The 12,593-nt window shown below is 67.5% G+C and carries 13 protein-coding genes and 1 tRNA gene; 8 read left to right on the top strand and 6 right to left on the bottom strand.

The window, feature by feature from the left end:
- The first annotated feature begins 211 nt into the window (after positions 1-211).
- The 4 genes from ACZ50J_RS02050 (at position 212) to ACZ50J_RS02035 (ending at position 3,670) form a co-directional block, all read left to right on the top strand.
- A complete protein-coding gene (locus tag ACZ50J_RS02050; protein WP_464299625.1) occupies positions 212-1,228 on the top strand; it encodes a LacI family DNA-binding transcriptional regulator in 1,017 nt (338 codons plus the stop codon).
- A gap of 32 nt (positions 1,229-1,260) precedes the next feature.
- The gene (locus tag ACZ50J_RS02045) at positions 1,261-2,166 is read left to right on the top strand and encodes a glutaminase (RefSeq protein ID WP_464301297.1); all 906 of its coding nucleotides are present in this window, start codon (positions 1,261-1,263) and stop codon (positions 2,164-2,166) included.
- A gap of 55 nt (positions 2,167-2,221) precedes the next feature.
- Positions 2,222-3,130: a hypothetical protein gene (locus ACZ50J_RS02040; RefSeq protein ID WP_464299624.1), complete on the top strand. Its 909-nt coding sequence runs from the start codon at positions 2,222-2,224 to the stop codon at positions 3,128-3,130.
- Positions 3,131-3,211: 81 nt separating this feature from the next.
- The gene (locus tag ACZ50J_RS02035) at positions 3,212-3,670 is read left to right on the top strand and encodes a flavodoxin family protein (RefSeq protein WP_464299623.1); all 459 of its coding nucleotides are present in this window, start codon (positions 3,212-3,214) and stop codon (positions 3,668-3,670) included.
- Positions 3,671-3,866: 196 nt separating this feature from the next.
- Here the strand turns inward: ACZ50J_RS02035 and ACZ50J_RS02030 are convergent.
- A tRNA-Ser gene (locus tag ACZ50J_RS02030) sits at positions 3,867-3,953 on the bottom strand.
- A gap of 151 nt (positions 3,954-4,104) precedes the next feature.
- On the opposite strand from ACZ50J_RS02030, the gene ACZ50J_RS02025 reads away from it, so the two are divergent.
- The 3 genes from ACZ50J_RS02025 (at position 4,105) to ACZ50J_RS02015 (ending at position 5,388) form a co-directional block, all read left to right on the top strand.
- Positions 4,105-4,503 (top strand): hypothetical protein, encoded by a 399-nt coding sequence (locus tag ACZ50J_RS02025; RefSeq protein WP_464299622.1) that lies wholly within the window; start codon positions 4,105-4,107, stop codon positions 4,501-4,503.
- 185 nt (positions 4,504-4,688) lie between these two features.
- Positions 4,689-4,967, top strand: coding sequence for an HU family DNA-binding protein (locus tag ACZ50J_RS02020; protein ID WP_188836899.1), 279 nt, complete (start codon positions 4,689-4,691; stop codon positions 4,965-4,967).
- 127 nt (positions 4,968-5,094) lie between these two features.
- Positions 5,095-5,388 (top strand): DUF2087 domain-containing protein, encoded by a 294-nt coding sequence (locus ACZ50J_RS02015; protein WP_464299621.1) that lies wholly within the window; start codon positions 5,095-5,097, stop codon positions 5,386-5,388.
- Here the strand turns inward: ACZ50J_RS02015 and ACZ50J_RS02010 are convergent.
- The 3 genes from ACZ50J_RS02010 to cysK all read right to left on the bottom strand — a co-directional run bounded on the left by ACZ50J_RS02010 (position 5,369) and on the right by cysK (position 8,093).
- Positions 5,369-6,358, bottom strand: coding sequence for a phosphotransferase family protein (locus ACZ50J_RS02010; RefSeq protein WP_464299620.1), 990 nt, complete (start codon positions 6,356-6,358; stop codon positions 5,369-5,371). The two genes, ACZ50J_RS02015 and ACZ50J_RS02010, sit on opposite strands and share 20 nt — an antisense overlap.
- A gap of 161 nt (positions 6,359-6,519) precedes the next feature.
- A complete protein-coding gene (epsC, locus tag ACZ50J_RS02005) occupies positions 6,520-7,155 on the bottom strand; it encodes a serine O-acetyltransferase EpsC (RefSeq protein WP_464299619.1) in 636 nt (211 codons plus the stop codon).
- A gap of 5 nt (positions 7,156-7,160) precedes the next feature.
- Positions 7,161-8,093 carry a cysteine synthase A gene (gene cysK / locus ACZ50J_RS02000; RefSeq protein ID WP_464299618.1) on the bottom strand — a complete coding sequence of 311 codons (933 nt, stop codon included), beginning with the start codon at positions 8,091-8,093 and terminating at the stop codon, positions 7,161-7,163.
- Between the two features lie 185 nt (positions 8,094-8,278).
- On the opposite strand from cysK, the gene ACZ50J_RS01995 reads away from it, so the two are divergent.
- Positions 8,279-10,549: a (Fe-S)-binding protein gene (locus ACZ50J_RS01995; protein ID WP_464299617.1), complete on the top strand. Its 2,271-nt coding sequence runs from the start codon at positions 8,279-8,281 to the stop codon at positions 10,547-10,549.
- Between the two features lie 168 nt (positions 10,550-10,717).
- On the opposite strand, the gene ACZ50J_RS01990 is transcribed toward ACZ50J_RS01995, so the two are convergent.
- A complete protein-coding gene (locus ACZ50J_RS01990) occupies positions 10,718-11,473 on the bottom strand; it encodes an amino acid ABC transporter ATP-binding protein (protein WP_464299616.1) in 756 nt (251 codons plus the stop codon).
- Positions 11,466-12,560, bottom strand: a complete 1,095-nt coding sequence (locus tag ACZ50J_RS01985; protein WP_464299615.1) for an amino acid ABC transporter permease — start codon at positions 12,558-12,560, stop codon at positions 11,466-11,468. The genes ACZ50J_RS01990 and ACZ50J_RS01985 overlap by 8 nt, the downstream gene beginning before the upstream one ends.
- Positions 12,561-12,593 lie beyond the last annotated feature (33 nt).

The following is a 12,593-nucleotide window of genomic DNA, read 5'->3' as shown; positions in this document are numbered from 1 at the left end:
TTCGTAGTGAAACCTTTCACTGTATGACGAACGAATGTAATCTGCGTCACAGAAGAGGGTCAAGCACTTTGCCGCAAATTGCCCGAGTTGAGATGCACCGATCGCGCTGTGTTGCACGTTGTTTCACGGTCCTAGCGCAACACGGCGCGCTGCGAACCGCCGCTCCATAGGGCACTGATACGTTTTAGCCGTCGAAGGCCAGGAGGGACAGATGCCGGACAAGATCAGCGTGGTGGACGTCGCCCGGGAGGCCGGCGTCTCGCTCGGCACGGTGTCGAACGTCCTGAACCGCCCCGACCGGGTCTCGCCGGCGACTCGCGAGCGCGTGCAGCGGGTGATCGAGTCTCTCGGCTATGTCCGCAACGAGGCGGCCCGGCAGTTGCGCTCCGGGTCCAGCCGGAGCATCGGACTCGTGGTGCTCGACATCGCCAACCCGTTCTTCACCGATGTCGCCAAGGGCGCAGAGGAGGTCGCGGAAGCTGCCGGGCTCACCGTGGTGATGTGCAACAGCGGCGAGGATCGCACCCGTGAGACGCATCACCTGAACCTGCTGCGCGAACAGCGGGCGTTCGGGGTGCTCGTGACTCCGGTGGCCGCCAAAACCCCTGCCATCGAAGAAATCCGGGACAGCGGCACTCCCGTGGTGCTGGTCGACCGCGGCTCGGGCCGCGCTCACTGTTCGGTGTCCGTCAACGACCGGGTCGGGGGCGAGCTGGCAACTGCCCACCTCCTCGCGCTGGGGCACCAGCGGATCTGCTTCGTGGGTGGCCCCCGCTCCATTCGCCAGGTCGGTGAGCGTCTCGCCGGAGCGCGGGACGCGTTCACCGCCGCGGGTTCCGATCCTGCTGCGCTGCAGACGATCTCAACGCCCGCACTGAATGTCGCCGAAGGACGAGCCGCGGGGGCGAAGCTGGCCGGCATGCCCGCGAGCCGCCGGCCGACCGCCGTGTTCTGCGCGAACGACCTGCTCGCTCTCGGCATACTCCAGGAGATGACGCGGCGGCGCCTACGCGTTCCGGACGACCTCGCGATCATCGGTTACGACGACATCGATTTTGCCGAGGCAGCGGCGATCCCACTGAGTTCCGTGCGCCAGCCGCGCATCGAACTCGGCCGCACCGCAACGCAATTGCTCGTCGACGAGCGGCAATCGCCGTCGCATCAGCATCGACAGGTCGTCTTCGAACCGGAGCTCGTCGTCCGGGCGTCGACGGCCGGCCTGGACTGACTGCCGCACTCTGCCATCATGGCGACGTGGACATGGATCAGCTGCTCGAGCAGATCACTCGTGAGATCGAGCCACAGATAGGCGCCGGCTCGGTCGCCGACTACATACCTGCCCTCGCCGCCGTCGACCCGAAGCAGTTCGGGATCGCGGTCGCCCTGCCCGACGGCGAGTGCTTCGGCACCGGCGACTGGACCAAACCCTTTTCGCTGCAGAGCGTTTCGAAACTCTTCGCATTGGCACTCGCGCTGTCGGGTGACGACGAGAGCCTTTGGTGGCGGGTAGGTCGGGAGCCGTCGGGCAACGCGTTCAACTCGCTCGTCCAGTTGGAGTACGAGAACGGCATCCCCCGCAATCCGTTCATCAACGCGGGCGCGCTCGTGGTCACCGACCATCTGGCAGGCGTCTGCGGTGACGCCGGTGAGGCCGTCCTCGATTTTCTCCGCACGGAGTCCGCGAACCCCGAAATCCATTGCGACGAGGAGGTTGCCGCGTCCGAAGCCGCCCACGGCGACCGGAATCTCGCACTGACGCACTTCCTCGCGTCATACGGGAACATCCACGGGGACGTGCGGAGCATCGCCGACCAGTATGTGCGGCAGTGCGCCATCGCGATCAACTGTCGCGACCTCGCGCTCGCCGGGCTGTTCCTGGCGCGTCACGGCCTGCGCCGCGACGGCTCGCGGATGCTCTCTGCCAGCAATACCAAGCGCATCAACGCCGTTCTGCTCACCTGCGGGATGTATGACGCCGCAGGCGAATTCGCGTACCGCGTCGGCATACCCGGCAAGAGCGGTGTCGGTGGCGGCATCCTGGCGGTCGTGCCCGGCCGATGCTCGATCGCGGTGTGGGGCCCGGGCCTCGACCGGCGCGGCAACTCGGTCGCCGGCGTCGCCGCACTGGACCGGTTCACCTCGCTCACCGGCTGGTCGGTGTTCTGAGCGCTGACGGGATGTGCTGATTCCGCGGCGCCGCGCGCACTTCTGTGAGTAGTCTGTGCCCGCTCCGAGCGTGCTCGAGGGCATCGGAAATCACATACAGGGGGCGCCATGGCGGCAGCAGGAATTCACGCACGGACGACGGAAGCTCGTGCAGGCGGTGGTGTTGTTCGTCGGATTGTTCCTGCTCATCGCGCCGACCAGTAGTGCCGCCACCTCCAGTGGAAGTCCCAGCCCGAGCAGCAGCAGCGCCACGCCGGCACTCACCCAGGTCACCGCCGTCGCTCCGACGTGGAAGATCGTCGGCTGCGGTGGCATCGACAACTCGCTCACGATTCCTCGCGTCACGGGTGTGGATTACCTCGTCAATGGGGTGGTGACGGGCGCGGGCACCTATGCCCCTTACGAATTCGGCGACAGTGGCGCGCTGATCGTCACCGCGCAGGCACGAGCGGGCTATGTGTTGAGCGGCACCGACTCGTGGCGGTTCGCCGCCCACGCGCCCGAGTGCGTCGCGCCGTCGGTGACAACGAAATGCGGCAGCTTCACCGTGACGAACCGCGCGCCGTACGCCATCGGCTTCTCGTGGCGCCCGGCCGGCGCCAAGGTCGACGAGGGCTACTACCCGAGCTTGGCGCCGGGCGCCTCGAGGACGGTCGTCACGAAGTCCCGCTCGTTGGACTTCATTTACGCACCGTCCGACGACGGCATGTTGTTCAGCATCGAACCGCTGACCGTTCCGCAGAACTGCGCTCCGGCGCAGCCCACGAGCACCGGTTCGGCAGCACCGAGACCGACAGCCACGAGCAGTGCCGCCACCCCGGCGAAGTCGACCGGGCCCGCCATCATCACCGACGGCGACATGGGTGACGGCCACCCGAACGACGCGTTGCTCGCCGGTGGCGTGGTGTCCGCGTTCGGTTGTGCCGTGGCCGGATTCGGCATGCGTCGCCGCCTGCGCCGCTGAGCCCGCAGCACCTTCCACTCAACGGTGCGTGGGCCAGGTATCTTCGAGACGACGAAGGGCCCGACCACGAGAGGCACTCCCATGGCCACCGTCCTGCTGAATTCGTCCCGCAGTCCGCACGGCAACACCCGCCGTGTTGCCGAGGCGATCGGCTCCGCCCTCGACGCCCGTGTGCTCACCCTCGCGGAGTCCACCCCCGAGACGTTGATCAAGGCATCGCTCGTCGGGTTCGGCTCGGGGATCTACTGGATGGGGTTCGACCGCGCCCTGGTCGATCGCATTCGTGATCTCCCGGACATGACCGGCACCGATGCGTTCATCTTCGCCACCAGCGGTCTGCCGGAGCCGCCCTTCCGGCGCTACACCCGGCAGTTCGCAGATGTCCTGGAGGACAAGGGTTTCCGCGTCGTCGGCACGTTCACCTGCCGTGGCCGCGACACCTGGGGGCCGTTCAAGCTCGTCGGCGGGGTCAGCAGGAATCGCCCGAACGCCCAGGACCTCATCGCGGCCCGGGAGTTCGCGGGCCTCTTGACGAGCTGACGTCGGTTCGGGACACCAGTCCCGACGACAAACGACCCGGAAGGTCGGTTGCTTGCTGGTATGGCGGGCGGAGGGCGTGGGAACCGTCGCGTTCGGATTCGCTCGTACCTCGCGAAACCCGAGACGCTCCTCCCGTCATCCCCCGCCCCCGCGCTGCTCCTCGCGCGGTCGCAAGCTCCCTGCGCGAGAGCAACTGCGGAGGGCGTGGGATTCGAACCCACGATGGGCTTACACCCATAGCGGTTTTCAAGACCGCCGCACTAGGCCACTATGCGAGCCCTCCTTGCCCGCGGTGGCAGTGCCACACGAGCGGACGCCATCCTACGGCGCCGGTCGCGCCCCACCAATCCGAGTCCGCGACGGCCTCCGCCGGGGCACCACCCACGTCATACCGCGGCAGGTAGGGTCGGACGAAACCGATGAAAGGAACCCCGATGGGCAAGCTGGCATTCGCCGTCGGCATCGCCGCCGGTTACGTCCTCGGCGCACGCGCCGGCCGTGGCCGCTACGAGCAGATCAAGCAGCTCAGCGGCCACGCCTGGAATCACCCGGCCGTGGTCGAGCAGCGCGAGAAGACCACCGAGCAGATCAAACAGCGCGGCCCTGAAGTCGCTGCAGCTGCCGGTCAGGCCGCGATCAAGGGAGTCGGCCAAGCCGCGAAAAGCGCTGCTACTGCTGGGTTTCACGCCGCAGTCGGCCACCGCGAAGGTCCTGTCGTCGGCGGCACCCTCGCCGAGCCGGCCAGGCCCGACCCGGCCGCGACCGGCCCGGCGACGACGCCCGTCCGCGACCCGAACGCACCCGTCCCCGAGGCCGCCGAAACGACGCGCTGACGGGGTGTCGTGGACCTTGTCGCCGTCTGCGTCTAACGTGGGGCGCGGGCCACACCCCTGCAATGGCGCGGAATATCCGACCTTTCGCAGTTGCTGACCCACTGGCACGCCGATTCCTCGGCGGGCTTGCCACGATCGACGGACCGGCCCCGGCCGATCCCCGAGACAAGGAACAGGACCCATTCATGAACCGCACTGACCTTGCCAGCACCATCGCTCAGCGCACCGGTGTGAGCGTCAAGGACGCCAACGCCGTCATCGGCGGCTTCAACGACGTCATCCTCGAGGCGATCGGCCGTGGCGAGAAGGTCCAGCTGCCGGGCCTGCTCACCATCGAGCGCGTCGACCGCGCGGCACGCACCGGCCGCAACCCGCGCACGCGCGAGGAGATCCAGATCCCGGCTTCGAAGGCCGCCAAGGTGACCGTCGGCTCCAAGCTGAAGGCCGCCGCAAAGGGCGAGTGACCCTCCGCACCACACGTCAAGGGGCTCGACGACCATCCGGTCGCCGAGCCCTTTGGCGTATGGCGAGGCTCGTCGGCGGCAGAAATTCGGATGTCGCCGCCACCGACCCGGTGGTCTACTCGACGGCATGGACACCACGCTCGACCGCATCGTGCACCGCGAACCGCGTCTCGCATCCTTCGTGCACCACGGCGCACTGACCCGGATCCCCCGGCGTCCCGCGATCGCCGCGACGCTGTATGCCGCCGTCGCGGCCGAACTGCCCTCCGGAGTCACGCTGTCCGAGACCGAGGTCAATAACCTGTTGCGGCCCGTCTGGTTCGACGTCTCGACGCTGCGTCGTGCCCTGGTCGATCACGGCCATCTGCGGCGCTCACCGGACGGCGCTCGGTACGAGCGCGTCAGTCCGGCCGGCCGCTGACACTGCGGCCGTCATACTCGGCCATCCGCCGGTCCGAAGCGGCGATCTCGTCCGGCTTGCCGACGAACGCGTTGTACGCCAGATGGCACAGCCCGATGTGTATGCCGCACACCCGCAGCCGCTCGTCGAACGCGTCGATCGCCGGATCGGTCGGCCCGAAGTGCGCGCGAGCCGCTGCGCGGACATCCAGACCCGCCATACCCGCGTGCCAGGGCGACCAGAACTCCAGCCACGCCACGTCATACAGGTAATCGCCCGAGAACAGGCAACCCCAGTCGAAGACGGCACGCAGCGCGCTGCCGTCGCCCGCGACGGTGACGTTGCGATTGAGCAGGTCGCAGTGCACGAAGCTGCGTGGCGGCTCGAGGCCGTCGCTGAGCTTCGCGAGCAGGTCCATCCCCTCGTGGAAGCTGCGATCACCGGTCGGTGAGGCGGCCAGTGGTCCGGACCAGCCGCCGCCGCGTTCGTCGGGGTTGTCGGACAGGTCGGTCAGCCAGTCGTGCCAGCTGCGGTTGAGCCCGACCTGCGCCCTGTCCAGCGCGGTGTCGACCCCGTCGTCGACCGCGACATACGAAGGCAGCTCGGTCTGCAGCGGCACCCGGCGCAGCCGATCGATCGCCGCGAACACCCGCGGCAGCGCCCGCGACCATCCGGTCGCGTCCAGTTCCTCGAGGAAGGCGCCCGGGTGTCGCTCGGTGACCACGCCATACCCGTCGTCGATCCGGAAGAGCGCATGCGCGCGGGGCGTCGGCAGCTCCGGCGTGGACCAGGAGGACGCGAGCGCGTCCTTGACGAAGTCGTCGACGTGCGGCCCGAACCGGGCGACCAGATCGGTGGCGGCATCGCCGACATCGGCCGTGAAGAAGTACGGCGTCGACCAGGCACCCGCGCGCGCGACCGGAGCAACATCCCGGACGTTCTCGAATCGGTCCTGCAGGCAGCGCGTCGCCTGCTCCAGCTCCATCGGCATTCGCCGAACGTATTGCCGACGGCCGCCCGGCGCGACCGATTAACGGCCGCCGAGGTCGATACTGTCGTCAGTTACTCGCCAAAATCGGCGCAGAACGGCGAATAGGTAACAACAGTAGGGACTTTGGTGGCGCCGGGGGCCCTGAGCGACGGATAGAACCGTCAGATGAACAGCGCTGGGTCCGCGTAGGGATCCGGCTGGGCAGCGATCGGCTTCGACGAGCGCACGCGGGCCGGCACCCCCACCGCCACGCTGTAAGACGGAACGTCCGACACGACCACCGCGTTGGCGCCGATCTGCGCCTCCTCGCCGATGCTGATCGGACCGAGCAGCCTGGCGCCGGCACCGACGGTGACCTTGTTGCCGACGGTCGGGTGCCGCTTGACCCGATCGAGCGACCGCCCACCGAGGGTGACGCCGTGATAGAGCATCACGTCGTCACCGACCTCGGCGGTCTCACCGATGACCACACCCATGCCGTGGTCGATGAAGAAGCGCTTGCCGATCCGCGCACCGGGGTGGATCTCCACCCCGGTCGCGGTCCGGGCAGCTTGCGACACGAGGCGTGCCGGCAGCCGCCACCGGCCGCCGCGACGCCACATCCGGTGCGCGAACCGGTGCACCCAGATCGCGTGCAGGCCGGGTGACGCCAGTGCCATCTCCCAGCGGGAGGTGGTGGCCGGATCGCGTTCGAGCGCGGCGTCGAGGTCCTCGCGGATGGAGTCCACGGCAGCACGCACCGTCTGGGTCACCGGCTTCGCGCGGTGACCGTTGGTGAGCAAAGTGCCGTGAGCCATGGTGCCTAGTCCACCAGACCCTCGAAGAGGATCGTGGACAGGTAGCGCTCGCCGAAGCTGGGGATGACGACGACGATCGTCTTGCCTGCCGACTCCGGGCGGGCCGCGACCTGTGCTGCAGCGGCGAGCGCCGCACCGGAGGAGATGCCGACGAGCAGGCCCTCCTCGGTGGCGGCCTTGCGCGCCCACTGCACCGAGGTCGGGGCGTCGATGTCGATGACCTCGTCATACACGTTCGTGTCGAGGATCTCGGGGACGAAGTTGGCGCCCAGGCCCTGAATCTTGTGCGGGCCGGGCTGGCCGCCGTTCAGGATCGGGGACTCCGCCGGCTCGACGGCGATGATCTGCACGTCCGGCTTGCGTTCCTTGAGCACCTGGCCGACGCCGGTGATCGTGCCGCCGGTGCCGATGCCCGAGATGAGGATGTCGACCTTGCCGTCGGTGTCGCGCCAGATCTCCTCGGCGGTCGTCTCGCGGTGCACCTTCGGGTTCGCCTCGTTGGCGAACTGCCGGGCCAAGATGCCGCCGCGCTCCTGGGCGATCTCCTCCGACTTGTTGACGGCACCCTTCATGCCCTCGGCACCGGGGGTGAGGACGAGCTCGGCGCCGAAGCCCTTGAGCAGTGCCTTGCGCTCGGCCGACATCGTCTCGGGCATCGCGAGGACGACCTTGTATCCCTTCGCGGCGCCGACCATCGCGAGCGCGATGCCGGTGTTGCCGCTGGTCGCCTCGACGATCGTGCCGCCCGGCTTGAGCTCGCCGGACTCTTCGGCGGCCTTGATGATCGCGGCACCGATGCGGTCCTTCACGGAGGCACCGGGGTTGTTGAACTCGAGCTTGGCGGCGACCGTTGTGCCCTCCGCCGCGTCGATGATCCGGTTGATGCGCACCAGCGGTGTGTTGCCGATCGCCTGGGTGACGTCGTCGAGAATGGGCACGTCTGTTGCCTTCCTTCTGCGGAGTCGCCGGGTTCCCGTCCGGCAGCGGTCGGTCCAACACCAGGACCGGTTATGTGTATTCCAACACCTTGTTATTGAACGCGCAAACAGCGTCCACGAACCGCACCCGATTGCGAAGGCACGCTGGAAGTTACTGGTGGGTAGCCGACAGTTAGACTGCCCGCATGACAGCCCTGCAGATCGTCGCCGCGATCATCACCCTGGCGATCACCGTCGCCGGCATCGCCGTCGCCGTCCCCGCCGTCCAAGGATTCGTCCGGACCTTCCGTCTGGGTCGCCCGGAGGACCGTGGCGACAACAAGGGGCGGCGCACCGCCACCCTGGTCCGCGAGGTCTTCGGCCACACCCGCATGTCGCGGTTGCCGATCGTCGCCATCGCGCACTGGATCACGATGATCTCGTTCATCGTGCTGTCCCTGGCGGTGCTCGCGTCGTACTTCCAGGTGTGGAACCCGACGTTCGTGCTGCCGATCATCGGCCACTTCGTGCTCTTCGAGTGGGTCACCGAGGTGCTCGGCTGGGGCGGCCTGATCGGCATCGTCTGGCTGATCTGGAACCGCCGCAAGAACCACCCGGCGCGCTCCGCGGGGCAGGACGGCCGCCGGTCGCGCTTCTTCGGTTCGACCTTCTGGCAGGCCTACTTCGTCGAGATGGTCATCCTGATCGAGATCCTCTGCGTGCTGTCGCTGCGCGGTCTGGAGTACGCGATCGGCACGTACGAGGGCGAGGGCACCGCGAGCGGCCTGCACTTCCCGCTCACCGCTTGGTACGGCGGCTGGCTGCACCACCTCTCGCTGGGCAACGTCAAGGCGCTCATCGTGGTCATCTCCACGATCAAGATCATCACTGCGATGACCTGGCTGATCGTCATCTCCCGCCGCATCACCATGGGTGTCGCGTGGCACCGGTTCCTGGCGTTCTTCAACATCTTCTTCAAGCGCAACGCGGACGGCCGCACCTCGCTCGGGGCGCTGCAGCCTATGCAGGTCGACGGCAAGCCGGTGACCATGGAGTCGCTGGAAGAGATGGACGAGGACACCACCTTCGGCGTCGGCAAGGTCGAGGACTTCACCTGGAAGGGCCTGCTGGACTTCTCGACCTGCACCGAGTGCGGGCGCTGCCAGTCGCAGTGCCCCGCTTGGAACACCGACAAGCCGCTGTCCCCCAAGCTGCTGATGATGACGCTGCGCGACCACACGCAGGCGCGGGCGCCATACCTGCAGGCGGCGGAGAGCGCCAAGGGCACCGGGCCGGCCACCGCCGACAACCCGATCATGGAGATCCCGCTGATCGGCGCCACCGGGTATGACGACGCGTCGCCGCTCACGGCATACAACCCGCTCGGCGACGCGGGCGCGATCATCGATGAGGACGTGCTGTGGTCATGCACCACCTGCGGTGCGTGCGTCGAGCAGTGCCCGGTCGACATCGAGCACGTCGACCACATCGTCGACATGCGCCGCTACCAGACGCTGATCGAGTCGGCATTCCCGTCCGAGCTCGGCGGACTCTTCAAGAACCTCGAGGGCAAGCAGAACCCGTGGGGTATGGCGGCCCGCGCCCGCCTCGACTGGGCCAAGGGCCTGCCCTTCGACGTCAAGGTCTTCGGCCAGGACGTCGAGAAGCTCGACGAGGTCGACTACCTCTTCTGGGTCGGCTGCGCCGGCGCCTACGAGGACCGCGCCAAGAAGACCACCCGCGCGGTCGCGGAACTCCTTGACACTGCTGGGGTTTCGTTCGCGGTGCTGGGTGACGGCGAGGCGTGCACCGGTGACCCGGCGCGTCGTGCGGGAAACGAGATGCTCTTCCAGGCGCTCGCTTCGCAGAACGTCGAGACGCTCAACGAGGCCGGCGCGACCAAGATCGTCGTGACCTGCGCGCACTGCTTCAACACGCTGAAGAACGAATACCCCCAGTTGGGCGGCGATTACGAGGTCGTGCACCACACGCAGCTGCTCAACAAGCTGGTGCGGGACAAGCGCCTCACGCCGGTCGCCCGCCCCGAGGAAGCCGAGATCACCAGCAGCGCAGCGTCGACGGGCAAGTCGGTGACCTACCACGACCCGTGCTACCTGGGCCGGCACAACGGTGTCTACGCACCGCCGCGTGAGCTCATCGGCGCACTGCCCGGCGTGGAGTACCGCGAGATGGAGCGCTCGCAGGAGAAGTCCTTCTGCTGCGGCGCCGGCGGCGCCCGCATGTGGATGGAGGAGAAGCTCGGCTCGCGCATCAACCTGAACCGCACCCAGGAGGCCGTCGCCACCGGCGCCGACCGGATCGCCATCGGCTGCCCGTTCTGCCGGGTGATGATGACCGACGGCCTGACCGCCGAGCAGTCCGAGGGCAAGGCGCGCGAAGAGGTCGAGGTCGTCGACATCGCCAACATGCTGCTCGCCGCGGTGAATCGCGGCAAGGAGTCCACGCTGGTCGAGTAGCAGCATCACGCTGGTCGAGTAGGGCGAGCCGCTAGGCGAGCCAGTATCGAGACCAAGGGCCCTGAAACATCAACCGTTTCAGGGCCCTTGGTCTCGATACACCTCCCCCGCTGCGCTCCTCCGGCACTCGACCCGCGTGCCGCCGCCGGCACTCGACCGGCGTGGGCGTTACAGGCGGCCGGACTTCACGACGCGGCTGAGGAACTGCTGCGTGCGCTCTTCCTTCGGGTTCTCGAAGATCTGCTGCGGCGGACCCATCTCGAGGATCGAACCCTGGTCGAGGAAGCAGACTTTGCTGGCGACCTCCTTGGCGAAGCCCATCTCGTGGGTTGCCAGCAACATGGTGAGGCCGTCATGCGCGAGCTCGCGCACGATCTCCAGGACGTCACCGACGAGCTCGGGGTCGAGCGCAGCGGTGATCTCGTCGAGCAGCATGATGCGCGGCTCCATGGCGAGCGCACGCACGATCGCGACACGCTGCTGCTGGCCGCCCGAGAGCATGTCCGGGTAGGCATTGGCCTTCTCCGCCATACCGACCGAGTCCAGGAGGGCCATGGCCTTCTCCTTGGCCTCCATGTCCTTGACGCCGGCCACCATGGTCGGTGCCAGCATGACGTTCTTCAGCACCGACATGTGCGGGAAGAGGTTGTAGCTCTGGAAGACGATACCGACGTCGCGGCGCAACCGGTTGAGGTCGACACCGGCGCCGGTGACGGTGTCGCCCTCGATGAGGATCTCGCCGCCATTGACCTCCTCCAACTGATTCACACAACGCAGCAACGTCGACTTGCCGGACCCGGAGGCACCGATCAGACAGATCACCTCGTGCCGCTCGACGCTGATCGAGACGCCCCTCAGGACCTCGTTCTCGCCGTACGACTTGCGAACGTCATTGATCTCGAGAAATGCCATCTGCTCAGCCACCCGCCCTCTTCGATGCGTCCCGGTTGATCAGGAAGTCGACGAACCGCGCCTGCGGGATGGTGACGATGATGAAGAACACCGCGGCCAGGGTGACCGGCGCCAGCGTGAACAACTTCGCCTCCCACAACTTGGTGACGGTCAGGACCTCCGGGATGGCGGCGATCGACAACAGCGCGGTGTCCTTCTGCAGGCTGATGAAGTCGTTCAGCAGGGGCGGGACCATCCGCCGGACAGCCTGCGGCACGAGCACCGCCCGCAGCGTCTGTCCGTAGCCCAGGCCGAGCGACCGCGCCGCCGCGCTCTGGCTCGGATGGATCGACGCCAGTCCGGCCCGGTAGACCTCCGCGACATAGGCCGAGTAGGTCAGCGTGAGCGCGACGACACCCAGATATGCGGCGTTCCAGGTCTGGGTGAAGGTAAAAGCCAGCGGCACACCGAAAACCACGAGGAGCACCGTCACGATCGCCGGGATCGCCCGGAACACATCGCAGTAGACCGTGGCGATGAGCCGCAGCGGCGCGCCGGCCCGGCCGGGCAACATTCGCATGATGGCGAGGAGCAGTCCGAAGATGAGCACCAGGATGAACGAGACGACCGCCACCCAGACGTTGATCCAGAATCCCCGGATCGCTTCCGGGAATGACTGCCGCCAGGCATCGACGCGGAAGAACGTGTCGGCAACCGCTCCGGAGTTGGTCAGGGCCAGCCACAGCAGGAAGCCGACGATGATCGCCGCCACCCCGTAGCCCAGGCCGATCGAGGCGTCCTCCCGTCCACGGGCGGCAGCGCGCCGGGCAGCCACGAGTTGCTTGTCGCCGAGCAACTTCGCCCGCTTGCTCGCGCCGAGGAATCCCTGGATCGTCGGCCACAGCGGGTAGAGCGCCGCGAGCACGAGGATGACCCCGACGACGGTCGAGAGGACATTGCCGTCGTTGTAGTCGCGCAGCAGCTTCGCGCCGTAGAGCACCAGGGCGATGCCGACGATGTCGACGATCAGCGCGATGATCGCCAGGTTCGCGACCTTCTGCGGCGGGCTGGGCTCCGGCGCCGACTGCACGTCATCGCGGACGAGACTATGCGTACTCACGACGGGATATCCGCCTTCCGCTTTCGACCGGCA

This window comes from Flexivirga sp. G2 (genome assembly GCF_055397625.1).
This window is presented reverse-complemented; position numbering and strand designations above follow the sequence as displayed.